Source organism: Vibrio porteresiae DSM 19223, from assembly GCF_024347055.1.
Taxonomy (GTDB): domain Bacteria; phylum Pseudomonadota; class Gammaproteobacteria; order Enterobacterales; family Vibrionaceae; genus Vibrio; species Vibrio porteresiae.
In genome coordinates, this window is record NZ_AP024895.1 from 2,729,723 (window position 1) to 2,755,834 (window position 26,112).

General features: G+C 45.6%; 23 protein-coding genes. 12 read left to right on the forward strand and 11 right to left on the reverse strand.

What is annotated here, in order from left to right:
* Positions 1 to 83 precede the first annotated feature (83 nt).
* The 5 genes from tsaA (at position 84) to OCV11_RS12515 (ending at position 3,902) form a co-directional block, all read left to right on the forward strand.
* Complete coding sequence (tsaA, locus tag OCV11_RS12495; RefSeq protein WP_261893207.1) at positions 84 to 779, forward strand: tRNA (N6-threonylcarbamoyladenosine(37)-N6)-methyltransferase TrmO; 696 nt, start codon at positions 84 to 86, stop codon at positions 777 to 779.
* 98 nt (positions 780 to 877) lie between these two features.
* Entirely contained in the window at positions 878 to 2,596 is a 1,719-nt protein-coding gene (locus OCV11_RS12500) for a proline--tRNA ligase (protein ID WP_261893208.1), read from the forward strand.
* A gap of 153 nt (positions 2,597 to 2,749) precedes the next feature.
* Positions 2,750 to 3,403 carry a tellurite resistance TerB family protein gene (locus OCV11_RS12505; RefSeq protein WP_261893209.1) on the forward strand — a complete coding sequence of 218 codons (654 nt, stop codon included), beginning with the start codon at positions 2,750 to 2,752 and terminating at the stop codon, positions 3,401 to 3,403.
* A 101-nt stretch (positions 3,404 to 3,504) separates the two neighbouring features.
* Positions 3,505 to 3,711, forward strand: a complete 207-nt coding sequence (locus OCV11_RS12510; protein ID WP_261893211.1) for a YaeP family protein — start codon at positions 3,505 to 3,507, stop codon at positions 3,709 to 3,711.
* Positions 3,711 to 3,902 (forward strand): DUF4250 domain-containing protein, encoded by a 192-nt coding sequence (locus OCV11_RS12515; protein ID WP_261893212.1) that lies wholly within the window; start codon positions 3,711 to 3,713, stop codon positions 3,900 to 3,902. The genes OCV11_RS12510 and OCV11_RS12515 overlap by 1 nt, the downstream gene beginning before the upstream one ends.
* Positions 3,903 to 3,997: 95 nt before the next feature.
* On the opposite strand, the gene OCV11_RS12520 is transcribed toward OCV11_RS12515, so the two are convergent.
* Together OCV11_RS12520 and purL are read right to left on the reverse strand one after the other, a co-directional pair.
* Positions 3,998 to 5,854: an FAD-dependent oxidoreductase gene (locus OCV11_RS12520; RefSeq protein ID WP_261893213.1), complete on the reverse strand. Its 1,857-nt coding sequence runs from the start codon at positions 5,852 to 5,854 to the stop codon at positions 3,998 to 4,000.
* 457 nt (positions 5,855 to 6,311) lie between these two features.
* Complete coding sequence (gene purL, locus OCV11_RS12525; RefSeq protein ID WP_261893214.1) at positions 6,312 to 10,205, reverse strand: phosphoribosylformylglycinamidine synthase; 3,894 nt, start codon at positions 10,203 to 10,205, stop codon at positions 6,312 to 6,314.
* A gap of 472 nt (positions 10,206 to 10,677) precedes the next feature.
* Between purL and mltF the strand changes: the two genes are divergently transcribed.
* On the forward strand, positions 10,678 to 12,234 hold the full coding sequence (mltF, locus tag OCV11_RS12530; RefSeq protein WP_261893215.1) for a membrane-bound lytic murein transglycosylase MltF: 1,557 nt from the start codon (positions 10,678 to 10,680) through the stop codon (positions 12,232 to 12,234).
* Between the two features lie 380 nt (positions 12,235 to 12,614).
* Positions 12,615 to 12,746 carry a hypothetical protein gene (locus tag OCV11_RS12535; RefSeq protein ID WP_261893216.1) on the forward strand — a complete coding sequence of 44 codons (132 nt, stop codon included), beginning with the start codon at positions 12,615 to 12,617 and terminating at the stop codon, positions 12,744 to 12,746.
* Between the two features lie 86 nt (positions 12,747 to 12,832).
* On the opposite strand, the gene tadA is transcribed toward OCV11_RS12535, so the two are convergent.
* Entirely contained in the window at positions 12,833 to 13,360 is a 528-nt protein-coding gene (gene tadA, locus OCV11_RS12540; protein ID WP_261893217.1) for a tRNA adenosine(34) deaminase TadA, read from the reverse strand.
* 100 nt (positions 13,361 to 13,460) lie between these two features.
* Positions 13,461 to 14,333 (reverse strand): LysR family transcriptional regulator, encoded by an 873-nt coding sequence (locus OCV11_RS12545; RefSeq protein ID WP_261893219.1) that lies wholly within the window; start codon positions 14,331 to 14,333, stop codon positions 13,461 to 13,463.
* A gap of 138 nt (positions 14,334 to 14,471) precedes the next feature.
* Between OCV11_RS12545 and OCV11_RS12550 the strand changes: the two genes are divergently transcribed.
* Positions 14,472 to 15,599 (forward strand): S-(hydroxymethyl)glutathione dehydrogenase/class III alcohol dehydrogenase, encoded by a 1,128-nt coding sequence (locus tag OCV11_RS12550; RefSeq protein ID WP_261893221.1) that lies wholly within the window; start codon positions 14,472 to 14,474, stop codon positions 15,597 to 15,599.
* Between the two features lie 71 nt (positions 15,600 to 15,670).
* Positions 15,671 to 16,525: an S-formylglutathione hydrolase gene (gene fghA, locus OCV11_RS12555; protein WP_261893223.1), complete on the forward strand. Its 855-nt coding sequence runs from the start codon at positions 15,671 to 15,673 to the stop codon at positions 16,523 to 16,525.
* 83 nt (positions 16,526 to 16,608) lie between these two features.
* Here the strand turns inward: fghA and OCV11_RS12560 are convergent, their stop codons facing one another.
* From OCV11_RS12560 to OCV11_RS12575, 4 genes are read right to left on the reverse strand one after another with little or no spacing between them, the layout of a single operon-like run.
* Complete coding sequence (locus tag OCV11_RS12560; protein ID WP_261893225.1) at positions 16,609 to 17,004, reverse strand: type IV pilus modification PilV family protein; 396 nt, start codon at positions 17,002 to 17,004, stop codon at positions 16,609 to 16,611.
* Positions 16,994 to 17,377 carry a hypothetical protein gene (locus OCV11_RS12565; protein WP_261893226.1) on the reverse strand — a complete coding sequence of 128 codons (384 nt, stop codon included), beginning with the start codon at positions 17,375 to 17,377 and terminating at the stop codon, positions 16,994 to 16,996. Before OCV11_RS12565 ends, OCV11_RS12560 begins: the two co-directional genes overlap by 11 nt.
* Positions 17,364 to 17,981 carry a PulJ/GspJ family protein gene (locus OCV11_RS12570; RefSeq protein WP_261893227.1) on the reverse strand — a complete coding sequence of 206 codons (618 nt, stop codon included), beginning with the start codon at positions 17,979 to 17,981 and terminating at the stop codon, positions 17,364 to 17,366. The genes OCV11_RS12565 and OCV11_RS12570 overlap by 14 nt, the downstream gene beginning before the upstream one ends.
* On the reverse strand, positions 17,962 to 18,447 hold the full coding sequence (locus tag OCV11_RS12575) for a GspH/FimT family pseudopilin (protein WP_261893229.1): 486 nt from the start codon (positions 18,445 to 18,447) through the stop codon (positions 17,962 to 17,964). The genes OCV11_RS12570 and OCV11_RS12575 overlap by 20 nt, the downstream gene beginning before the upstream one ends.
* Before the next feature lie 103 nt (positions 18,448 to 18,550).
* Between OCV11_RS12575 and OCV11_RS12580 the strand changes: the two genes are divergently transcribed.
* Complete coding sequence (locus OCV11_RS12580; RefSeq protein WP_261893231.1) at positions 18,551 to 18,985, forward strand: type IV pilin protein; 435 nt, start codon at positions 18,551 to 18,553, stop codon at positions 18,983 to 18,985.
* A gap of 113 nt (positions 18,986 to 19,098) precedes the next feature.
* Here the strand turns inward: OCV11_RS12580 and dnaJ are convergent, their stop codons facing one another.
* Both dnaJ and dnaK read right to left on the reverse strand, forming a co-directional pair.
* Positions 19,099 to 20,253, reverse strand: coding sequence for a molecular chaperone DnaJ (dnaJ, locus tag OCV11_RS12585; protein WP_261893233.1), 1,155 nt, complete (start codon positions 20,251 to 20,253; stop codon positions 19,099 to 19,101).
* Between the two features lie 320 nt (positions 20,254 to 20,573).
* Positions 20,574 to 22,487 (reverse strand): molecular chaperone DnaK, encoded by a 1,914-nt coding sequence (gene dnaK / locus OCV11_RS12590; RefSeq protein ID WP_261893234.1) that lies wholly within the window; start codon positions 22,485 to 22,487, stop codon positions 20,574 to 20,576.
* A 692-nt stretch (positions 22,488 to 23,179) separates the two neighbouring features.
* Between dnaK and OCV11_RS12595 the strand changes: the two genes are divergently transcribed.
* Complete coding sequence (locus OCV11_RS12595; protein ID WP_261893236.1) at positions 23,180 to 25,276, forward strand: TonB-dependent receptor; 2,097 nt, start codon at positions 23,180 to 23,182, stop codon at positions 25,274 to 25,276.
* Positions 25,277 to 25,315: 39 nt separating this feature from the next.
* The gene (locus OCV11_RS12600; RefSeq protein ID WP_261893237.1) at positions 25,316 to 25,453 is read left to right on the forward strand and encodes a hypothetical protein; all 138 of its coding nucleotides are present in this window, start codon (positions 25,316 to 25,318) and stop codon (positions 25,451 to 25,453) included.
* 6 nt (positions 25,454 to 25,459) lie between these two features.
* On the opposite strand, the gene grpE is transcribed toward OCV11_RS12600, so the two are convergent.
* Positions 25,460 to 26,074: a nucleotide exchange factor GrpE gene (gene grpE / locus OCV11_RS12605; RefSeq protein WP_261893239.1), complete on the reverse strand. Its 615-nt coding sequence runs from the start codon at positions 26,072 to 26,074 to the stop codon at positions 25,460 to 25,462.
* Between the last annotated feature and the right edge of the window lie 38 nt (positions 26,075 to 26,112).

The following is a 26,112-nucleotide window of genomic DNA, read 5'->3' on the forward strand; positions in this document are numbered from 1 at the left end:
TCATTATCAACTAGAATTGCAAGCGATTTATACACAAAACTGTGATATTTTTTGCGCTGGTCATTTTTTTACGCTCAGTTTTTATGTACACCATTGAACCCGTGGCTTTTATGCAAAGCCCCTATCAAGAAAAATTTGCTGTTCCTCGACAACCACGCCTTGTTCCTGCTGCGACAGGAAGAATCAAGCTGTTAGGGGAACTAAATTGCGCAGAGGCGATTCGTGGCATCGAACAATTTAGTCACTTATGGCTGCTGTTTTTGTTTGATCAGAATCTTGAAGCCGGCTGGAAACCAACAGTTCGCCCGCCTCGTCTAGGGGGCAATGAACGTATCGGTGTGTTCGCCTCCCGTGCGACATTCCGTCCTAATGGTATTGGCATGTCAGCGGTCGAATTCAAAAGAGTGATCAAAGAGCAGGATCAATACTTTTTAGAAGTAGGCAGTGTCGACTTAGTCAACGGCACCCCAATTATTGATATCAAACCCTATATTCCCTACTCCGATGCCATTGCAGATGCCAACGGCGGATACGCAGCAGAAGAACCGGACACCATTGACGTCACTTTTTCTCCTCAAGCACTCGCCGCTTTGCAAAAACGTCCACAAGGCACAACAGAACAGCAAGTGATCGCCCAAGTGCTGGCCCAAGATCCTCGTCCTGCCTATAAGAAAAACAAGCCAGATAACAAAGAATATGCAGTAAATTTGTACGATTTGAACGTTAAATTCATGGTCGAGAACAAGTTAGTGACAGTTACTGCGATAGACCTCTTTTGACAAAGGCATTTGGCTGATATTATTAGCGGCTATTAACAAATGGCTCGTCGCGCTGAACACGACGAATCCCCCTAAACTTTGATGAACGGATACCATAAATGCGTACCAGTAAATATCTTCTTTCTACTCTGAAGGAGACTCCAAACGACGCAGAAATCGTGAGCCACAAACTCATGTTGCGTGCAGGTATGATCCGTAAGTTAGCTTCAGGCCTATATACCTGGCTACCTACTGGTCTGCGCGTACTGCGTAAAGTCGAAACTATTGTTCGTGAAGAAATCGACAATGCAGGGGCAATTGAAACCTTAATGCCCGTTGTGCAGCCGTTTGAACTATGGGAAGAGACTGGACGTTCTGAAAAAATGGGGCCAGAACTGCTACGCTTTACTGACCGTCATACACGTCCGTTTGTATTGAGCCCAACAGCAGAAGAAGTGATCACTCACCTTGTGCGTAACGAAGTAAGCTCTTACAAACAACTTCCAATGAACTTGTACCAAATCCAAACTAAATTCCGTGATGAACGTCGTCCACGCTTTGGTGTGATGCGCGCACGTGAATTCTGCATGATGGACGCATACAGCTTCGATTTGGATAAAGAAGGCCTACAAAAATCGTACGATGCAATGCACGCAGCGTACTGCAAAGCATTTAACCGTATGGGTCTAGATTTCCGTCCAGTACTTGCAGACAGCGGTGCTATCGGCGGTAACGGTTCACAAGAATTCCACGTATTGGCAGAAAGCGGTGAAGACTTAATTGCCTTCTCTACTGAATCCGATTACGCAGCAAACATTGAGAAAGCAGAAGCCGTTGCTCCAACAGCTGAGCGCGCTGCTCCAACTCAAGAGATGACGCTAGTTGACACACCGAACGCGAAAACCATCGCTGAATTGGTTGAGCAACATGGTCTACCAATCGAAAAAACCGTTAAAACTCTGTTTGTTAAAGCGTCTGACGCGATTGAAGCTCCAATCGTTGCGCTGTTAATTCGTGGCGACCACGAACTTAACGAAATCAAAGCTGAACACCTAGATGAAGTGGCGGCTCCACTAGAAATGGCTGAAGAAGCAGAAATCCGCGCTCTGATTGGCGCAGGTCCTGGCTCTCTAGGTCCAGTTGGTTTGACTCTACCCGTTATCGTTGACCGTTCAGTAGCCGTGATGAGCGACTTCGGCGCTGGTGCAAACATCGATGGCAAACACTACTTCGGTATCAACTGGGGTCGTGATGTTGAACTTGGTAAAGTAGCTGACCTTCGTAACGTGGTTGAAGGTGATCCAAGCCCATGTGGTAAAGGCACTTTAATGCTTAAACGTGGTATCGAAGTGGGTCACATTTTCCAATTAGGCACCACCTACTCTGAGAAAATGAACTGTGGCGTACTTGGTGCTGACGGCAAAAATACCATCCTAGAAATGGGCTGTTACGGTATCGGTGTTTCTCGCGTGGTTGCTTCTGCTATCGAGCAGAACAACGACGAATACGGCATCATTTGGCCAGACGCAATTGCGCCTTTCCAAGTAGCTATCGTGCCAATGAACATGCACAAATCTGAACGCGTTCAAGCGGCAGCAGAAAAACTTTACCAAGAGCTTAAAGATCTTGGTGTAGATGTTCTGTTTGATGACCGTAAAGAGCGTCCAGGGGTGATGTTCTCTGATATGGAACTGATCGGTATTCCTCACACTATCATCATCGGCGATCGCAGCATGGATGAAGGTAACTTTGAGTACAAACACCGTCGTTCTGGTGAGAAAAGCGCTATCGCGATGGATGCCATCGTTGAGCACATCAAAGCACAATTGGCGAAATAACCTCATTTTGCTTTTGCTAAAAGGTCGGGATATCCCGACCTTTTTTGTTACATCCTGCAATCATTCCCTTCGTTAGATTAATCTTGAGTTCATCTTCGGCCTTCTAGACTAGTTCACATCAACACTCATCATGTGAAGAAGGTAGAAAACGATATGGACTTAAAACAGCTATTAAACCAAGCATTGAATTCTGACCTCGTTCAACAAGGGCGACAAAAAGTCAGCCAAATCAGTCAAAGCACCGATAGCAATCAATTGAAAACTCTTGGCTTGGGCGCTGCAGGCGGTGGACTCATTGGCCTATTAATGGGCTCAAAAAAGAGCAAAAAATGGGGTGGCACGGCACTGAAAGTCGGCGGCGTCGCTGCTCTTGGCGCATTAGCCTACAAACTCTATAACGATCATCAGAAAAAACAGCCCCATCCTGCACCGGCTATCGAGTTCGATGAACACAATCCTCGCCATGAGCTGTTAGTACTTAAAGCCATCATTGCCGCAGCTAAAGCGGATGGTCATGTCGACCCAACCGAAATGGCGCAAATTGAAGAAGCCATGCAAGCCCTTGGCGCAGATAGCACAGTGCAAACCTTAGTTGAACAAGAGTTAGCCAAACCTATCGACCCAAGTGAGATAGCGTCATTAGCACGCTCACCGGCCCAAGCTGCAGAGATCTATCTCGCCTCATTGGTGGTCATTGATGAGCAAAACTTTATGGAAAAGGCCTATCTTGAAGAACTCGCTAAGCAGCTAAAGCTGGAGCCAGAATTGGTCGAGTCACTTAAAGAGCAGGTAAAGAACAATAATTAATCAATCGATATTGAGGCTTGTTACAACTCAAAAGTGAGCGTCTTGCCTTCAGTCTGTGCTTGTGTATAGTTGAGAGCAGTTATCATTTATAGGATAAAGCCATGCAAGTATATGACTGTTGCGATTTAGTTCGGTCGCTCTATGCGCAAATTGGTAGTGGCGATCAAGCATACGTGCCTCGCGCCATTGACTGTACTCTGCGCGCACTCAATGAGATCGCTGCCGACACCGCGTTAGACAAAGAGACACGAGAAAAAGCCGCCTTTGCTGCAGCGAACTTGTTGATTTCTGACTTTGAGGATGAGTAATGAATCTCGCTAATTTTGAATCGATGGATCCCATTTTGCTTTTTAGCCTAATCAACACCAAGCTACGTGATGATTTTGCTGGCGATTTGGACAAACTTACACGTTACTACGATATTGATCGTAATGCGTTAGAAGCCAAGCTTGCTGCTGCTGGGTTTGACTTCATGCCAGAAGTGGGACAATTCCGTTAAGAAAACCCGCTCTCAAGATGAAACAGCGCCAGTCGAATTGACTGGCGCTTTTGCTTAAAACCAACACCTTGTTGGACCAAGTGGCCTAGTTGAAGTTAGTTAAGATGCACATCGTAATCAGTCGCGTAGCGACGTAACTTACACTGGTTACCTTCATGGCAACCGCAGCTTAAACAACGTTTCGCCTCGTTATGCACTTGCTCAGAAGTGAATCCCGTTTCTACTTCATCAAAGGAAGTTAAACGGCGATCCATCTCGATCTCCGGCATCTGTGCGCGAAAGATCCCTTGTAGCGCTAACTGGTAATTGATCTCTTTGATCGGAGCACTACTGCCACGCGCCATATTTTTCAAACTCTCTTTCAAGCGCTTAGTATGCTCAGGACGAACCAGATTCTCCGTTTTGGCAATGTTTTTCGAACGGAAAGAGCGGGTATAAAGCGGCTCCATATCACCACCCAAATACTCATCAATCCCTTGTGCTGCAGCGCGAGCATCCGCAATCGCTTCAATCGCTGTTGCAGGACCGCGACGAAAATCACCAATCGCAAAAATATTTTCCACCCCAGAGAACATGCTCTTTTCATCCACATTGATCGTATTACGCCGACTCATGTTGAGATGAATGCTCTCCCCTTCGAGGAAGCGGGTATCGGTTTGCTGTGATACGGCAGCAATCACAGTATCAAACAGCAAAGTTTCGGTTTCCCCAGTCGGTTTAGGCGAGCGGCGACCGCTGGCATCAGGTGCACCTAACTCCATTTTTTCGAGAATAACCTGTTTCACTCGCCCCTGATCATCTGCCACGTTTTCAATCGGATTAGTCAGGAAACGAAACTCGATGCCTTCATGCTCCGCTTCATCGACTTCATAAGGTTCTGCTGGCATTGCATCACGGGTACGACGATAAATTAACGTCACTTCAGCGCCGCGGCGTAACGCAGTACGCGCGCAATCAATCGCTGTGTTACCACCACCGATCACTGCCACTTTTTTGCCGATATCGAGTTTACGTTCCAAGACATTGTCTTTTAGAAAATCGACGCCTAGGAAACAGCCAGCTAAATCACTGCCTTTATAATCCATCGCACTCGCTTGTGAGGCACCAACCGCAAGACAAACCGCATCATAATCCTGGCTTAGTGATGAAAGAGTAAAATCGTCACCGAGCACATGATTGGTATGCAGTGTCACACCGTGTTGGCAGAGCAAATCGATTTCCTGATCCAAAATGGCTTTGGGCAAACGAAATTCTGGAATGCCGTAACGCAGCCACCCGCCCGCTTGTGGCATCGCTTCGAAGATGTCGACATCGTAGCCCTCACGCCCCAGAAAATAGCCGCAACTTAATCCACCAGGACCAGCACCGACAATCGCGACTTTTTTGCTTTTTTCCGCTTTACGTGCTGGCTGAAAAGAACGATAAGCCGCAACATCATAATCGGCGGCGTAACGTTTTAATTGACGAATCGCGAGCGGTTCATCAACGTTATTACGTAAGCATTTATGCTCACAAAACGCTGGGCACACTCGACCAATCGAGAGCGGCATGGGTAGGGTGTTTTTGATCACTTCAACCGCTTTTTGAAACTCATTTTTAGCGATCAATGACAAATAGAGTTGCACATCCACTTTAGCTGGACACGCAATCTGACACGGCGGCAAGCTACAGGTGATATTGGGGTTTTCTAACAGAGTTTCGAGAATGTGTTTACGACGTTGTTCAATCTTGCTGCTGTTGGTCGTGATAACCATGCCTTCGCGCGGCTGGCAATCACTGGCACTTGTTAAACCAACACCATCAATTTCGACATCACATAGACCACAATGCCCACTCACACCATCCGAACCACATAGGCAAGGAATAATGACACCACACTGTTGTGCGGCACTGAGTAGGCTTTGATTTGTTTCAACTTGGAAAGGTTTTCCATTAAGGGTTATTAAGACCATAGCAATCCTCTAAATAGACTGACATAGAGAAATACACTCGCAGTCCGTACCTATCTGTGGACTGATATTATTATCGCTCGAGCAAGAAGCCTTTCTTCTGAAGTTTGGGTAAATCCCACTTTTTGCGTTATTTTTCTCGGTATTTCCCATCAATTACTGCACAGTGAGAAACATGACTTGATTTTCTATGCAGCTTGACACACAAATTTACAATCGAGTCATTCTTGCACAGCAATGATGGATTACTTTGACCTTGCTCAATAAAGTGAATACTGCTGCATAATCACCCTACAATTTCATATTAACTTATTGAATTTAATACATTAAAAATAAACTTTTTTTATATTCGATAAACTTCTAAACCTTGATAACACTCGCTTTCACTTTTACGCACTCAACAAAAAGGCCCTGCCGAAGCAGAGCCTTTGATAATTCAGATTGAAGACTCAAGCGTCTATCAACCGATGTTCTTACGTGCGTTTTGGAACATACGCATCCAAGCACCGTTTTCGCCCCAGTTGTCTGGGTGCCATGAGTTCGCCACTGTACGGAATACACGTTCAGGGTGAGGCATCATGATAGTCACACGGCCATCTTTGGTTGTTAGACCAGTGATTGCGTTTGGTGAACCGTTCGGGTTGTTTGGATATTGTTGCGTTGCGTTACCGAAGTTATCAACGAAACGTACTGCCACTGTACCTGATTGTTCAATCGCCGCCAGGTGGGCATCATCACGAACTTCTACACGACCTTCACCGTGAGAAACCGCGATAGGCATACGAGAGCCAGCCATACCATCAAAGAAGATTGAGTCAGATTTTTGCACTTCAACCAATGAGAAGCGTGCTTCAAAACGTTCAGATTCGTTGCGTACGAAACGTGGCCACAAATCAGCACCAGGGATCAGATCTTTCAAGTTAGAGAGCATTTGACAACCGTTACATACACCTAGAGAGAAGGTGTCGTTACGGTGGAAGAAGCTTTCGAACTGGTCACGAGCTTGTGCGTTAAATAGTGCAGACTTCGCCCAACCTTCACCCGCGCCCAATACGTCGCCGTAAGAGAAACCACCACAAGCCACAAGACCTTGGTACTCATCAAGCACCGCTTGACCACTTAGAATGTCGCTCATGTGAACGTCAATCGCATCAAAACCAGCGCGGTTAAATGCCGCTGCCATTTCAACGTGTGAGTTAACACCTTGCTCACGCAAAATTGCCATGCGAGGTTTCGCACCTTTCGCAATGTAAGGAGCCGCTACATCTTGTTGAACATCGAACGTTAGGTTCGCGTTCAAGCCTGGGTCGGTGTTGTCTTTCTTCGCTGCAAATTCTTGGTCTGCACAGGCTGGGTTATCACGCAGCGCTTGCATTTTGTGCGTTGTTTCAGCCCAAATAGTACGTAGTTCAGTACGTGAACGGTCAAGAACCACTACATCGCCTGAAGTAATCACGATCTTATCTGATGCTTCAACTGAACCAATCACGTGTGAACACTCTGCTAAGCCAAATTGTGCCAACGTGTCTAGTACCGCTTGTTCATCAGCTTTCGCTACTTGAACAACCGCACCAAGCTCTTCGTTAAATAGAACCGCTAGAGCATCGTCACCTAGTGCTGCGATATTCGCATTCACACCACAGTGACCAGCGAAGGCCATTTCAGCAAGAGTCACAAACAGACCGCCGTCGCCTTTGTCGTGGTAAGCAATCAGTTTATCGTTGCTAACAAGCGCTTGCATCGCATCGAAGAAGCCTTTTAGCTGCTCTGCGCTGTCAACGTCTGCTGGTTTATCACCAAGCTGTTTGTAAACTTGAGCGAGTGCTGTTGCACCTAGACGGTTTTGACCGTTACCTAGGTCGATAGCGATAAGGCTGGTTTCACCTTTATCAGTGCGAAGTTGTGGTGTTACTGTCTTACGTACATCTTCTACGCGAGCAAACGCAGTGATGATAAGAGATAGCGGTGAGGTCACTTCTTTGTGTTCGCCGTTCTCTTCCCACTTCGTCTTCATTGACATTGAGTCTTTACCTACAGGGATAGTAATACCCAACGCAGGACAAAGCTCTTCACCAATCGCTTTCACTGCTTCGTAAAGACCTGCATCTTCACCAGGGTGACCTGCTGGAGACATCCAGTTTGCAGACAGTTTAATACGTTTGATGTCGCCGATTTCAGTTGCTGCGATGTTAGTCAAAGACTCAGCTACTGCTAGACGAGCAGAAGCACCAAAGTCAAGCAGAGCAACAGGTGTACGTTCACCCATAGACATCGCTTCACCGTGGTAAGAGTCGTAACTTGCTGCTGTTACTGCGCAGTTTGCTACTGGAACCTGCCATGGGCCAACCATTTGGTCACGAGCAACAAGACCCGTTACGCTGCGGTCACCGATGGTGATAAGGAAGGTCTTTTCTGCAACAGCAGGTAGACGCAATACGCGCTCAACCGCTTCGTTGATTTCAATACCGTCGCGAGTAATCGCTGGGCTATTCACTTTCAAAGTGGTTGCTTCACGAGACATTTTTGGCGGCTTGCCAAGCAGAATGTCCATTGGCATATCGATTGGTGTATTGTCGAAGTGTGAGTCTTCTAGAGTCAGATGACGCTCTTCCGTTGCAATACCTACGACCGCATACGGTGCACGTTCGCGTTTACAAATTGCATCAAAGCGAGCCATGTTTTCTGGAGCGACTGCAAGTACATAACGTTCTTGAGATTCGTTACACCAGATTTCTAGAGGGCTCATGCCTGGTTCATCGTTTGGTACGTCACGTAGTTGGAATTTACCACCACGGTCGCCATCGTTAACCAATTCAGGCAATGCGTTAGAGATACCACCCGCGCCCACATCGTGGATAAACGCGATTGGGTTCTCTTCGCCAAGTTGCCAACAACGGTCGATCACCTCTTGACAACGACGTTCCATCTCTGGGTTTTCACGTTGTACTGATGCGAAATCCAAATCTTCAGCCGATTGACCAGACGCCATAGAAGACGCAGCACCACCGCCAAGACCGATGTTCATTGCTGGACCGCCAAGCACGATTAGGCTAGCGCCAACAGGAATTTCTTTCTTCTGTACATGTTCAGCACGGATGTTACCTAGACCACCAGCAATCATGATTGGTTTGTGGTAACCACGCACTTCTTCACCTGCGTGAGAAGTCACTTTTTCTTCGTAAGTACGGAAGTAACCTAGTAGGTTTGGACGACCAAATTCGTTGTTGAATGCTGCGCCACCTAAAGGACCATCGAGCATGATGTCGAGTGCGCTAACGATACGACCTGGTTTACCAAAATCGCTTTCCCAAGGTTGCACAAAGTTAGGAATACGTAGGTTAGATACGGTAAAACCGACTAAGCCCGCTTTTGGTTTACCACCAATACCGGTTGCGCCTTCGTCACGGATTTCGCCGCCTGAACCAGTAGAAGCACCCGGCCATGGAGAAATTGCAGTTGGGTGGTTGTGCGTTTCCACTTTCATCAGAATGTGTGCATCTTCATGATGATAATCGTACTGACGAGTGTCTGGATTTGGGAAGAAACGACCCACTTTAGAGCCTTCCATAACGGCCGCGTTGTCTTTATAAGCAGACAATACGTAGTCTGGATGAGTCTCCATCGTGTTCTTGATCATCTTGAACAGAGACTTCTCTTGTTTCTCACCATCAATTGTCCAATCTGCATTGAAGATTTTGTGACGGCAGTGTTCTGAGTTTGCTTGCGCAAACATCATCAGTTCGATGTCGTTTGGATTACGACCCAGCTTAGTAAAGTTCTCTACTAAGTAGTCAATCTCATCTTCAGCTAGCGCTAGACCTAGGGAAACGTTTGCCTCTGCAAGCGCAACACGACCACCAGCAAGGATATCAACAGGCGTCAATGGCGCTGGTTCTGCATGGCTAAAGAGTGCTTCAGCCGCTTCAAGTTCAGTAAACACCACTTCCATCATTCGGTCATGAATCAACGCTTTCACTGCAGTCACTTGGTCTGCATTAAGTGGTTGTTCAGATTCGATGTAGTAAGCTGTACCGCGCTCAAGACGTTGTACGCCAGCAAGACCACAGTTGTGTGCGATATCGGTAGATTTAGAAGACCAAGGAGAGATAGTACCAGGACGTGGAGTCACAAGAAGCAGTAATCCCTGAGGCTCGTGTTCTTGAATGGTTGGGCCGTAAGTCAATAACTTCGCTAGTTTTTCGAGTTCTTGACTGTCCAGATCCGCGCTAAGGTTCGCAAAGTGCATAAACTCAGCATAGATGTTGGTCACAGGCAGATTTTGTTCACGACAAGTTTCAATCAGTTTGCTGACACGAAACTCAGAAAGAGCTGGGGAACCACGCAAAATTCTCATGTGCTTAGGTCTCTATTAACTAGTGTGTGAGATAGAAATTGGAATAAATTTAATATTTACAGAGAGTTATTGTGCAATTATTAAACATATACCAATTTCATCTCTTGGATGCGTGCGCATTATAGAGGATTTTTTTTTGTGACGTAACATCAAAAGCAACCGTTTGCGTCATTTTTTTTATGAATTTTGAAATTAACCCCGTTTGATGACAAATAAAACAAATCTCGCGCGATTTTTTTGGCGAGTGCGTTTTAGGCCAGCCTAGTCACCGTAAGGGTTGCACCCTACCTTACTTAAAAAACAAACTCCTAACTGCGAAAACGCACACATCTCACGCAACAGAAAGTGCCCAAAACGATGGTTAATAGGTATAATTACCCAACACAGATGGCGTATTGGTTTGTCAAAACTTTGCCAGAAGCACTGCCTTTATCAAAAAAAGGCCACCACCGCTGTAAGAGAAATTGTATTAATGACAAAGCTTTCTTCCGATACTTTGAGTCGTAGCCTGTTTTTCCTTTTTGTGGCTATTCTATTGTCTGGCTGCCAGATCGACTCCGAACCACAGAGCGAATTAGAGCAAATTCGCGCGCGAGGAGTATTGCGTGTCGGCACGTTAAATAACCAGCTTTCCTACTATATCGGTCCCGATGGCCCAGCAGGGCTGGACTATGAACTGACGCGTGAGTTTGCTCGAGAGCTAGGTGTCAAGCTTGAGATCAAACCGGCTTACCGTTTATCCAGCCTTTTCCCTGCATTAAAAAATGGCGAAATCGACATTATTGCAGCCGGTCTTAGCCAATCAGAACAACGAGTTAACAACTTTCGTGCCGGTCCGGCTTATTACTACGTATCGCAGCAACTGGTCTATCAACAAGGCCAATGGCGTCCACGCAATATCGAACAGCTGATCGCCAAACAAGAGCAGTTGTTTAAAGAGAGCGAAGATAAACCGATTCTCAGTGTGGTCGAAGATTCTCACTTTGAAACCACATTGCACGACCTAAAGCAGACGTATCCTGACTTTCGTTTTCATATCGATGAAGATTCGGATATTAACGATTTGCTCAAACAAGTGTCGGAAGGTGAGCTGATGTTCACCATGGCGGACTCAGTACAAGTCTCGCTGGCACAACGTGTTTATCCCGATTTGGCCGTAGCACTCGAAATGACCGAAGACCAACCTATCTCTTGGTTTATGCGTCGTTCCGATGATGAAAGCCTATACGCACTGATGATCGAATTCTTTGGTGACCTAAAACAATCAGGCTATTTGGCCTCTTTGGAAGAGAAATACATCGGTCATATCGGCACGTTTGACTATGTGGATACTCGCGCACTGATCCGTGCTTTAGATACCCGCTTAATGAAGTGGGTCCCACTATTTCAAAAATATTCTGGCGAGTTTGACTGGCGTTTGATTGCGGCGGTGGCCTACCAAGAATCGCATTGGAATCCACGGGCAAAATCCCCCACCGGTGTGCGCGGTATGATGATGTTAACGCTACCTACTGCTCGTAGTGTAGGCGTGGTTAATCGCCTCAATCCTGAACAATCGGTACGTGGTGGTGTGGAATATCTGCAGCGCATGGTGAGTCGTATTCCTGACTCAATTCCAGAGCATGAAAAAATCTGGTTTGCCCTTGCCTCCTACAACGTAGGTTATGGGCATATGATGGATGCGCGCCGCCTCACTAAATTACAAGGTGGCGACCCGAATTCATGGACTGACGTGAAAGACCGTTTGCCACAATTGCGACAGAAAAAATACTTCCGCCAAACCCAATATGGTTATGCTCGTGGCGATGAAGCCCTCATGTATGTAGAGAACATTCGTCGCTATTATCAGAGCATTATCGGCCACATGGAACAGCGCCAAGTCGTCACTGGCGATGACAGTACCGATGACTTAACCGTGATCAATGTGACCACGCCATTATCCGCTGATGACCAAGTTTTAAGTGATGATAATAGCAATGTGGATGCAGAACCCGATGAAGATGTGACAAATAGCAAGAAAGCCAAATAAAGACGCCGATTGTCACGAAATTATCACTTGATCTTTGTTGGGAAAACCCATAAAACTGAAGTGAGCTCGTAAGAAATTGTTTTCTATTTTTGAACATCTTACGAGCTTATCGTACCAACAACAGATAATCACCAACCTGTTCAGTATCTCACTGTATAGAACCGTTCGGTTTACGCTCTATTTCATGTGGTCTTATCAAGAAGAATGACCCGTGAGCAAATAGACTAAAACCAACGTCATCACTAACAAGAACTGACTCAGTCATCACCTGAAATAGACGATATAGCGTAGAAAAGAAAAGGCGCTACAGGAGAGGCTAAGCCAGAAGAGTACCTGACGGTGTGGCTTATCATCTGTGCTTACACATAGGAGGTTGTTTTATGCTCAAACGTAGACAACAATCAAGACTCTTTAATAAAGCCGTATCAGCTAATCGACGTCGTCGTATGCTGGCGAACAACAAGAAAAAAGTGATTGCTCGCCATCGCGCTTTCGTTCAGTTTGTTTGCTGATATTTATAGAAATGCAAACATCTACACATCAATGAAACCGTAGATGTTTGCTTATATGCCCCTTCCACCTAGCTTTACCCTAACGACTACTCTGCTCTACCTTCATCGTTTTTCTGCGCTTGTCGCTCAGCTTTAATTTCTTTACGGCGACGTTGGAAAAAAGCTTGTAGCTGCGCTCGGCATTCTGCTTCTAATAAACCCGCTTCAACCGTGGCGTAATGGTAAGACGCTTGGCTATCAAAGAGATTTAACACGGTTCCGGCCGCCCCTGCTTTTAGATCTGGCGCGCCATACACAATGCGTTTAACACGGCTATGCAAAAGCGCACCGGCACACATAGGGCAAGGCTCTAATGTCACGTACAGCGTGGTATCAAGCAGGCGATAGTTTTGTAATGCTTCCCCTGCCGCACGTAATACTTGGATCTCCGCATGAGCCGTCGCATCATGATTGCCGATAGAACGGTTCCAACCTTGAGCAATGATCGCCCCATCTTTCACTAAAACAGCGCCTACTGGCACTTCGCCTTCACTTTCAGCATGAGCTGCCAACTCCATTGCATGGCGCATGAATGCTTCATCTTCAGCGGTAAATGTGGCTTGGTAATCCGTCATAACTCTCTCTCTTTGGTTGGCGCGGCATTATAGCCAACTCCATAAGTGACTTCGAGAAACAATCCAATGATTGCATTATTTAAACCGTTAAATGCTCGGCTTAAACCGTTAAGTGCTCGGCGAGATAATCCAGCATTAAGCGCACTTTAGGTGATAACAAACGGTTTTCTGGATAAAGCGCCCAAACCCCTTCCCTGTCATCTTTAAGATTACTTAACACCTCCACCAAACGCCCATTTTCCAAATGTTCCATCACGTAATAGTCAGGCAACTGAGTCAATCCCATGCCTTTTAAGGCCGCATCTAACAGCACAAAGCCACTGTTACATGCAATCCGGCCAGTCACTTTGAGTGTCCGAGCTTGCCCTTCCACCTTAAAACGCCAATGGTCATACGTTCCGACTAAGCATTGATGGCGATTGAGTTCAGATAAGGTATGCGGCACCCCATATCGAGATAAATAGTCTGGGGTAGCACACACATAAAGCTGACGTTTACACAGTTTACGCGAGATAAAACTGGAGTCCCCCAACTGACCAAGGCGAATTGCCACATCAACCCCTTGTTCAATCAAATCCAGCTTGCGGTTAGTTAAAATCAACTCCAACTCCAACTCAGGGTAAAGTTGCAAAAAATCGTGTAGCAGCGGCGCGATTTTACGTTCACCATAGGTCACAGGCGTGGTCACTTTCAGCTTACCTTTCGGTGTAGCCTGCATTTGAGTCACCGCCAATTCAGCTTGCGCCAACCCCTCTACGAGCGATCGACAATGTTGATAATAGAGTTGACCTGCCTCACTCAAGGAGACCTTACGCGTAGTGCGCTGTAACAGCTTGACACCAAGACGTTGTTCCAGAGCGTTGATCCGACGGCTCACATTGGCTACCGATGTCGCAAGACGTTGTGCCGCAGTGGTAAAACTGCCCGTATCCGCAACCGTTACAAACTCATTCACCCCTTCCCAGTTCGCCACAAGCGCTCCTAATTATTACTTTATTGTAAAAGTTATTCTCATTTTGCCCTAATTATCAATCAAATTGAAATAACTATACTAATTGAAACGCGAGAACTTGAACGTTCTGCAATTTAATAACGCCATGAGGAAATACGGATGTCACAAGACAAATTCATCAAATCGCGCGCCGCAGTCGCTTGGGGTCCAAAACAGCCACTTAAAATCGAAGAAGTGGATGTCATGTTGCCACGTAAAGGCGAAGTTCTAGTTAAAATCGTCGCTTCTGGCGTATGTCACACTGATGCATTCACTTTGTCTGGCGACGATCCAGAAGGTGTATTCCCAGCGATTTTGGGTCATGAAGGTGCAGGCATTGTGGAAATGGTTGGCGAAGGTGTAACGAGCGTTGAAGTCGGCGACCACGTTATCCCACTTTACACCGCAGAATGTGGTGAGTGTAAATTCTGTAAATCAGGGAAAACCAACCTATGTTCTGCCGTGCGTGCAACTCAAGGTAAAGGCCTAATGCCTGATGGTACAACACGTTTCTACAAAGATGGCCAACCTATCTTCCATTACATGGGTTGTTCAACGTTCTCTGAATACACAGTCCTGCCTGAAATTTCACTAGCAAAAGTCAACAAGACTGCACCACTAGAAGAAATTTGCCTACTCGGTTGTGGCGTCACCACTGGCATGGGCGCGGTACTGAATACTGCCAAAGTGAAACAAGGCGATACCGTCGCTATCTTTGGTCTTGGTGGTATTGGTCTATCAGCGATCATCGGTGCTCGTATGGCTGGTGCTAGTCGCATCATTGGTATTGACATCAATGAATCAAAATTTGAACTTGCCACTCAGCTAGGCGCAACAGACCTCATCAACCCGCAAAAATTCGACAAGCCAATCCAAGAAGTGATTGTTGAGATGACTGACGGCGGCGTTGATTTCTCGTTTGAATGTATCGGTAACGTGAACGTGATGCGTCAAGCACTTGAATGTTGTCATAAAGGTTGGGGCGAATCGGTCATCATCGGTGTTGCTGGTGCTGGTCAAGAGATCTCAACTCGTCCGTTCCAGTTGGTCACTGGTCGTGTATGGCGTGGTAGCGCATTCGGTGGTGTAAAAGGTCGTTCACAACTTCCTGGTATCGTTGAACAGTACCTCAATGGTGAGTTTGGTCTGCAGGAGTTCATCACTCATACCATGAGCCTTGATGAGATCAATGACGCGTTTGAACTGATGCACAAAGGCGAAAGTATTCGCTCAGTCGTTCACTACTAAGTCATTCCAAAACATAAGTTATCCCGAAACACAATGGCGGTGCTGCTTGCAGTGCCGCCAAAGGAGAAAGTATGGATCTCATCAATCTTAGCCAAGCCAAAGTTTTTGGTGGCTGGCACAAGCAGTATCAACACACATCGACCGTATTAAACTGCGACATGCGTTTTGCTATTTTCCTGCCGCTTAAAGCGACTCCAGCCTCACCAGTCCCGGTCTTATACTGGCTTTCAGGTCTTACTTGTACCGACGAAAACTTTATGCAAAAAGCAGCTGCATTCCAAAAGGCGGCTGAGCTGGGTATCGCCATCGTTGCGCCAGATACCAGCCCGCGAGGTGAAGGTGTTCCGGATGATCCCGACGGTAAATACGATTTTGGCTTAGGTGCAGGTTTTTATCTCAATGCCACTCAAGAGCCATGGAAGAAACATTATCAAATGTACTCTTATGTCGTAGATGAGTTACCTGAGCTAATTGAAGCCCATTTTCCCGTTACCTCCGTCAAATCCATTGCGGGTCACAGTATGGGCGGACATGGTGCGTTAACGATTGGAATTAAAAACCCAGATAAATACGTGTCGATCTCTGCGTTCAGTCCTATCTGCCATCCAAGCATTGTGCCTTGGGGTGAGAAAGCGTTTCGTCACTATCTTGGTGAGGATAAAAGCAGTTGGCAGCAATACGATACAATTTCGCTGATCAATCAATATCCAGTGACCACTCCTATTTTAGTCGACCAAGGCGATGCCGACGGCTTCTTACACGAACAGCTCAAGCCCGAAACTTTGCAAGCAGCCGCGCAAACTCATCGAGTGCCACTCACTCTGCGCATGCAGCCAGGCTATGATCACAGCTATTACTTTATCCAAACCTTTATTGGTGAACATTTAGCGTTTCATGCCCAGCATCTTAATCAACATTCGGCATAACCTTAGTGAGTGATGCCTCCTAGAGCGATGCCTCCAAACTTTGTCTCCCAGCACTATGTCTCCCAAAGCTATGTTTCTCAAAACTACAGGGAGACATGGCCTGCTCGGCTGAGTTGCGACTGCAAAGTAATGCTCTGTGATGCACCATTTCTTTCTTGCCAAGAGACCGTAATATCAACTTGTCGCACCAGATCGCCAAGATGCGATTGCACCTGCCAGCGCATCTGATAATCCCCCATCTGCTGAGAACCAGAACCCCATTGCGACCACATCGACTCATCCGTCGCCGCCAATTGCCACATACGCCATGATTGCAATTGATTGTCAGCTAACGCTTGAGCTTCGAGTACGTGGTGAGCATATTGGCTATGTTGTTGCAGATAAAGATGGGCTTTCATCAGGGTCAATAACGTCACCGAGATCAGCGTCATACTGACCAAGACTTCAATTAAACTGATGCCTCGCTGGTTACGGCTCATAATATCCCCCAGTGACTAATGTTGCCTTTCCATGAGAAATACGCAGCTCTTGCGTCAGTATCACCGATTGCCATTGACTGGTTAAGGTGCCTTTTTGGGAACTGACACTCCAAGTGATGACACCCACTTGGTCATCATGACGTATGCGACACAGGTCGAACGAAGTCTCAAAACTATTTTCGTGAATCAGTGCTAAGGCACACTCTAGTTGTCCTACCGCTAACCAATATTGCTCTTTAGCCCCAACCAAATGATGTACCTGTTTTAGCTGGTAAAACTGCAACTTATAGGCTGTCGCGGTAAACGTCAGCATGATCGAAATAAGCCCTATTACCATCAGCAGCAGTGCTGCACCTCGTTCACTGCGTCTCATGATTGATCACCAAAGCAGCTAGGTTAAATGTATACAAACTCGGGACTCGCTCTTTGTTTGAGACTTGCAGCGTAATATGCCAAAGAGTCACGGTGTCATGCTGCTCTACGTGGGCTTGAAATTGCTTTACGACTAACCAGTTAGGGTCAAACACTGAATAACAAAGACTGTCACGATTCGACTTGGCTGCCTCCGCCACCGTCAACGCCTTCTCTGCACGCTTTTCGCAGGCAACGAGTTTTTCGCCATCCAATGTATAGACCAAATGGAAATAGGCAGTTGAAGCCGGCTGATTAGGGTCTTGATAGATAATGGCTAACTGATGTGCCGCATCACTCCAAATAACGGCTGATGACGAATGAAGAAAGTAACTCGGATGTGTGGCAAAGGAACGATGCCCAGCGCGATGAATATCTTGTTGTAGTGACTGCAGTGCGGTCTCTACGGCACTTTGTAGCCTCAACGGCTGGTTCACCTTTTGTAGAGATCGGTGTGACTGGACCAGAAAAGCACTCACACTACCTAGTGCTAACGAACTGATGATCACCACAATCAGCATTTCTAATAACGAAAAACCTTGCGTTCTAACAAGCCGGATAGCCATAGGCCGCTCCACTCACACTGCATAATCTCACACGACCAGCGCCGTAAGAGGTAATCAATTTTAATCCCTCGGCTGCATCGTTATCCGTCATCAGCGTCAGGCTGCCGTTGCTGATTTTCCCTCTCTCACCAAGCAATACGATGCGGTCATCAAGATACGTGATGTGCAAAGCAACTAGAGGAAACCGTTGTCCATCAAGAATAAGTGATTCTGGGTCAAGTTCGTCGGCCAAATGCAACGACCAATCCCCCACTTGAGTAGAACTTCTCACGTCAATCCACATCGGGGTTTTGCGACTTTGAGCAATTGACTTCGCAGTTTCTACGAAACTGAGCAGTTCTTCCCCTGCACTTTTGATTTGCTGTGTCCGCTGGGTAACCAAAGAGTAACTAAGACCAATGCTCAGCAGTACACCGACAATCACCAGCGAAGTAAGTAGTTCTAATAAACTAAAGCCGCGACACATTTCCCAAAAATCTCCCGACAGAAAGTGCTGGAATGTTCTAAAGTTGGTCTGAGATTAGCAGCGTAAATACGGGAAGTGCGCTGAAATAGAGGAATGACTGGACATGATTCTAAAAAAACCATGTAACCGCTATAAACGGTCAATTGCAGGCATGACACTGCTCGAATTACTGATAGTGATCAGTATCATCAGTATTCTCGCCTCCATCGCGTATCCAAGTTACAGCCAATACGTGAAAGAAAGCTATCGCAAGCAAGCCCTAACGGATATGGCTCGCGTACAACTCTTTTTGGAAGAACACCAACTGCAAAATTCAGCGCTACATGAGATTAGTGACAACGGCGTCTGTAATGATTTTTGCCAAAGCGACCCACACCGCTATCGAATCTCGCTCAATATCAGCGCTAATCACTATGTGATCACAGCGATCCCACAGCGTGACAGCGGCCAAGATGAAGATACCTGTCAGGGCCAGGGTTACAGTAAATTGACCCTCACGGATACGGGATTGACCACACCGCAAGCCTGTTGGAAATAGTGACGTTCTAAAGTAATGGCAAGGTATCACTAAAATTCAGGCATAAAAAATCGGTCTCAAACACATTTGAGACCGATTTAAAAATTCACTTAGCGTCAATTCAAAAAACTGAATTAGCTGGTGAGATCGTCAAAGAATTTTTTCACACCTTTGAAGAAGCCTTCCGACTTGGGTTTGTGCTTATTGCCGTCCTCCCCCAGGCAGGAGTCCTCCAATTCACGAAGCAATTCTTTTTGACGGGCGCTCAGTTTAACTGGGGTTTCTACCACCAATTTCACAATCAAATCACCGACAGCACCGCCACGCACGCTCTTCACACCTTTACCACGCATACGGAACATACGGCCGGTTTGAGTTTCTTCAGGCACTTTCAAGTTAACGCGACCATCAAGTGTAGGTACTTCGACTTCACCACCAAGTGCAGCCATACCAAAGCTAATAGGCACTTCACAGTAGAGGTTGCTACCGTCACGTTCAAAAATTGCATGCTCTTTTACATGAACTTGAACGTATAAGTCACCTGCTGGTGCACCATGTTCTCCAGCTTCGCCTTCGCCAGCAAGACGGATGCGATCACCGGTATCCACTCCCGAAGGAATTTTAACATTAAGTGTTTTTGTCTTCTGTTTGCGACCTTCGCCATGACACGCATCGCAAGGGTCTTTAATGATCTTGCCTTTACCATGACAGGTTGGACACGTCTGCTGAACAGCAAAGAAACCTTGGCGCATTTGTACCTGGCCATGTCCGTGACAAGTTGGACACGTTTGCGCTTGAGAGCCTTTTTTCGCACCAGACCCATGACAAACTTCACACTCAACGAGAGTTGGAACTTCAATTTCTTTGCTACAGCCACGAACCGCTTCTTCCAAAGTCAGTTCCATGTTGTAACGTAAATCCGCACCGCGTTGTGGACGATAACCACCGCCACCACCACCACGACGACCGCCGCCGAAAATGTCACCGAATACATCACCGAAGATGTCGCCGAAATCAGCACCGCCGCCACTAAAACCGCCGCCGCCAAAACCACCAGCACCTTGCTCAAATGCAGCATGGCCATATTGATCGTAAGCCGCTTTTTTCTGGGCATCGGTCAGAATTTCGTACGCTTCTTTTACTTCTTTAAACTTATCCGCAGCACTTTCATCACCCGGGTTACGGTCTGGGTGGTATTTCATAGCAAGACGTTTGTACGCCTTTTTGATATCGCGCTCTGAGGCATCACGGCTAACGCCTAATACTTCGTAAAAATCACGTTTTGACATGTTCTTAGTCACCAATTATTACTGCAAACGGGCTACGCCGCTCGGTGTTTGTATTGATATAGATAAAGCACATAACCCACTGATTTAATTAAAAACTGAGTTATTACTATTTGGGAAATGCACACCACTAGGACAATGCTTCGCCTTATCTATAGCCACACTATGTGGACAAACATACGGGCGTCAGAGTTTCCTCAAACGCCCGCATCAAACTTCTTTACTCTTTATCTCTGACAAACAAAGAGTAACTCGAAGCAGAAACCTGTTTTACCAGATAAGCCCAACTGGGCTTATCTGAACAAGCGTCTTGTTAATGACAATTATTTTTTGTCGTTAACTTCTTCGAATTCTGCATCAACAACATCATCATCTGCAGAACCAGATTGTTGACCGGCGTCAGCACCACCTTGTTGTGCTTGCGCTTTTTGCTGTGCAATTTCCATCAATTTTTGAGATGCAGTCATTAGAGCTTGAACTTTCGCATCGATTTCAGCTTTATCTTCGCCGTTACGAGCTGTTTCTAGTTCTTTGATTGCAGCTTCAATTTTTTCTTTTTCGTCAGCTGGTAGAGCATCGCCCGCTTCAGTCACTTGCTTGTTAGTTGCGTGAATGATTTGGTCAGCTTGGTTACGTGCAGTTGCTAGCTCTTCGAACTTTTTGTCCGCTTCTTTGTTAGCTTCTGCTTCTTGAACCATCTTCTCGATATCTGCATCACTTAGACCACCAGAAGCTTGGATAGTGATGTTTTGTTCTTTACCAGTTTGTTTGTCTTTAGCAGACACATGCAAGATACCATCCGCATCCAAGTCGAAAGTTACTTCGATTTGTGGTGTACCACGTGGAGCTGGGTTAATACCTTCTAGGTTGAACTGACCAAGAGACTTGTTGTAAGACGCTTGTTTACGTTCACCTTGTAGTACGTGAATGGTTACCGCACTTTGGTTGTCATCTGCTGTAGAGAACACTTGGTGTGCTTTTGTTGGGATAGTGGTGTTTTTCTCAATCAGTTTAGTCATCACACCGCCCATGGTTTCGATACCAAGAGACAGAGGAGTAACGTCAAGAAGAAGAACGTCTTTCACTTCACCAGCAAGAACACCGCCTTGAACTGCTGCACCAACGGCAACCGCTTCATCTGGGTTCACATCACGGCGAGCTTCTTTACCGAAGAAATCAGCAACCGCTTTTTGCACCATAGGCATACGAGTTTGACCACCCACTAGGATAACGTCAGTTACTTCGCCTACAGATAGACCTGCGTCAGCTAGAGCCACTTTCATTGGTTCTAGAGAACGTTGAACTAGGTCTTCTACAAGAGACTCAAGTTTTGCACGAGTCACTTTGATGTTCATGTGTTTTGGACCTGTTGCATCAGCAGTGATGTAAGGTAGGTTTACATCAGTTTGTTGTGCTGAAGACAGTTCGATCTTCGCTTTTTCTGCAGCTTCTTTTAGACGTTGCATCGCAAGCGCATCGTGTTTCAGGTCGATACCTTGTTCTTTCTTGAACTGGTCAACTAAGTAGTTGATCATACGAGTATCGAAGTCTTCACCACCAAGGTGTGTGTCACCGTTGGTTGATAGAACTTCGAACGTTTTTTCGCCATCTACTTCATCGATTTCGATGATAGAGATATCGAATGTACCACCACCAAGGTCGTATACAGCGATAGTGCGGTCACCGCCCTGTTTGTCTAGACCGTAAGCTAGAGCTGCTGCAGTAGGTTCGTTGATGATACGTTTAACTTCTAGACCAGCGATACGGCCAGCATCTTTAGTTGCTTGACGTTGTGCATCGTTGAAGTAAGCAGGAACAGTGATAACTGCACCAGTTACTTTTTCACCTAGGAAGTCTTCAGCTGTTTTCTTCATTTTTTTCAAAACTTCAGCTGAAACTTGAGGTGCTGCCATTTTTTGACCACGAGCTTCGACCCATGCGTCACCATTGTCAGCTTTGACAATTTTGTATGGCATAATTTCGATATCGCGCTGTACTTCTTCGTCTTCAAAACGACGACCGATCAAACGCTTAATTGCAAATAGCGTGTTTTCTGGGTTAGTAACAGCTTGACGTTTTGCAGGTTGACCTACCAGAGTTTCACCATCTGTATAAGCGATGATGGAAGGAGTTGTACGTTCACCTTCAGCGTTTTCAATTACGCGAGGTTTGTCACCATCTAATACTGCAACACAAGAGTTAGTAGTACCTAAGTCAATACCAATGATTTTACCCATCAGGCTATCTCCGAATAATTCTATTGTTCGTTTGGCTATATCCCCAATATGGGGATGGAGAATGGGCTTTCAACCCTTACTCACAAACTAAACTTTTTCAAGTTTGCTTCTCTATGCCCCTTAGATAAGGGCGTAAATATTCTTTTCAAGGGAACTTTTGAAAAAAAATACAAATTAATGATTTTTTCTTCTATTAAAGGTTCAAATGCCGAATAAACCACCACTTTCACCTTTAAGCTCCCTCTTTTTCCTTACCCACTAGATGGGGATAGCGCTCTATTTTTACAAGTCAATCACCCACAAATTGGTAAAAATTTCTCTCTTTATTTAAGTGAGCATTCCACTTAACTGTTAACCAAATGTAACTCACTTCTCATGTTTAAAGATTTTTTGCCATGTTGATAATCGAGGATCATCAACATGCTCAATAAATAATCATTTTGCTGCACAATGTAGCAGCAAAATCACAAATCTATCCGTTCACATAATAGATTGTTATTGAACAATCACTTTTGGCAGATTTTTGTAAAAATCTCGTAGCATCTAAAAACCCGCAAGGTGTGATACAGCACACATAATTATTGCTATTAAGCACGCAACCTATCAAAAGATAAAAATAGTATTGATAACAATTCTCATTAGCCTTAGCATTTGGAACTCAATAATGATCACACTGTCAAAGGCCGTCTATTATGAATCAATCTATTAGCTCTCCAACGTTTGGAAAGCCAAATTATCTCAAGCTTGTTATCGCTACTCTTCTTGGTACCGCACCCTTTTTCTACTCTTCTATCGCCGTATCAGCAGAAACCACGCCAGAATCTAAAGCGCAAAGCATGGAAACCATTACGGTAACCGGCGAAAAAGTAAATCGCAGCTTAAAGAAAACCACCACAGCGGTATCGGTGATTGATTCAGACCAATTTGAAAATGGTCAGTACAGCAAATTAAACGACCTAGTGACTCTATCTCCTGATGTTATTTCTGAAGGCTTTGGTTCAGTAAGTATTCGTGGTATCAGCGGCACAGGTGCTGCAACGGGTCAATATGCTTATATGACTGGTAGCCGTTCTCGTATCGCCACTATTGTTGATGGCGTAACCCAGCGTTGGACAGGTTATGCATATTCACCAGCAGGTCTTTGGGATGTGAAACAGGTCGAGGTTCTACGTGGTCCTCAATCCACTTCTCAAGGGACAAACGCTATTGGTGGTGCATTGGTTTCAACCACCAATGATCCTACTTTCCAATATGAAGCAGCAGTTCGCGGTGGTTTAGAAAACTACGAAAACGGCAACATCAAGAAAAATGCAGCGCTGATGTTCAACGCGCCAATCATCGATAACGAACTCGCAATGCGTGTGGCTATTGATGGCTTGAAAGGTGAAGGTTGGATGAACTATGAAGATGAGTCCACTGTCACTAAAAATGTTGATCCTAACGACTCAGAAAACCTGAACGTACGCACTAAGTTTCTTTGGGAACCTGCGTCCATGCCAGGCCTATCTGCTAAGTTGACTTACAACTACCATAAATACAAAGGTGAATTTCTAACTTGGGTAAACGACAGTGATGACGATTACGGCTCACAAACACTGACGTTAAAAACCCGCTCTCGAGATGGTAACACTCGTATCCAAGATACCGACGTGCACTCCATTGCTGCCGACGTGAACTATGATTTCGACAACGGAATCCAAAACACTTTCCACGCGGATTACCAAGTTAACAACATCAATTTCTTCCAATATCCATACGACTCAACAACGTTGGATAACGATCTGAAATCATTTGAAATTGACAACCGTGTTTCTTTCTCTTTCCCAGCGTCATCTTGGACTGGTATGGCTGGCGTTTATCTTAACCACGAGAAAAACGAATTCACTGTTGATAATAATTACGCAGGTTATACCTCTTACCAAAGCAGTGCGACAACTGATGTTTATGCAGTCTATGGTGAAGCGACTTACGCCCTAACTCCAGTATGGAACTTGATTGGTGGCGGTCGTCTAGAACATAACACTATCGATCGTGATATGACCTTCCACAGAACGGCTGATGAATATCTAGATCAAGACGATAGCGATACCGTATTCCTACCAAAAGTTGGCGCGACTTACGACGTAACAGAAAGCACAACTTTAGGGGCGAACATTCGTCGCGGTTACAACGCTGGCGGCGCTGGTTTGAACATGACAAGCTACGAATACTATGCGTTTGACAAAGAAACCGTATGGGCTTACGAGCTAAGTTCAAGAACTCAATTTGGCAATCGCGCTTCATTAGCAGCGAACCTGTTCTATAACGATTACGATGGCTACCAAGCTCAATCAAACTCTGAAATCACTAACGTAGATTCTGCTCATACATATGGTCTAGAACTTGAAGGGAACTTCTGGGCAACCAATAGCTTGATGCTTCGTGGTTCTGCTGGTTTGATGAATTCTAAAATTGATTCAAATACTGATGGCATCGGCAATAGCCTACCTAACACCCCTCACACCAACGTTGGTCTTGGTTTTACTCAATACCTAGGTGAGGACTTCTCATTCGGTGCTGATGCTAAATACGTGGGCGAGTACTACTCAGACCTAGACAACGATAGCGAATACAAAGCGGGTGATTACATCACAGCCGATGCTCGTCTACAGTACATTTGGGGTGACCTAACTATCGACGGTTACGTAAAAAACCTAACTAACGAAGACGTTGTACTCTATGTGAACGACTACCGCGCTTCTGTAGGCCAAACACGTACTTACGGTGTAAACCTAACTTACAAAATGTGATTAATTGACTGCCTGTCAATAAAACACAAGGCGACTGCAATGCAGTCGCCTTTCTTTTGGCTTAAAGACTCACTTCGCGCTAAGCGCTATTTCAGCTCACAGCTAGCGATGAACATCGAGATAGAAAAAAGCTGGGAACATCCCAGCTTTTGCTTTCATCATTACCATCGCGTTTAGCTATGATTATTTAGAAACCATAACCATTGCAGGACGAATCAAACGACCGTTCAATTCATAGCCTTTTTGCATCACAAACATCACCATATTTGGCTCGTGATCTGGGCTTGGTTGAATTGACATCGCTTGATGCAATTCAGGGTTAAATGCTTCACCTTCAGGATTGATCACTTTAAGACCGAACTTTTCAATCACGTCAGAAAATGTTTTGTAAGTCAGTTCAACACCTTCAAGAAGAGGTTTTACTGCTTCATTTTCTGTATCTGCGGCTTGAATCGCGCGTTCTAGGTTATCAATCACTGGCAGCAATTCTTCTGCAAAGCGGTTCAACGCGTATTTACGTGCTTTATCGATTTCCTGTTCAGTACGACGACGCATATTTTCTACTTCAGCTTTCGCGCGCAATACAGAATCTTGTTGTTCTTTCACACGCTCTTCGCTGCTTAATAAAGCGGCTTCAAGCTGAGCAATTTTTGCTTCTTGTTCATTTAGAACTTCGCCTTCTTTGGCGTCGTCATTCTCATTCCACTCGATATCGGCATCGGTACCTACGGCTTCAACTTCAACCGCTTGCTCTTGCTGCAGCTCTTCTTCTTTGATTTTGTTTTCTTCGTTGCTCATGATATCTCCAGAATTCCACTCTCTAATGTGGTGAGGGA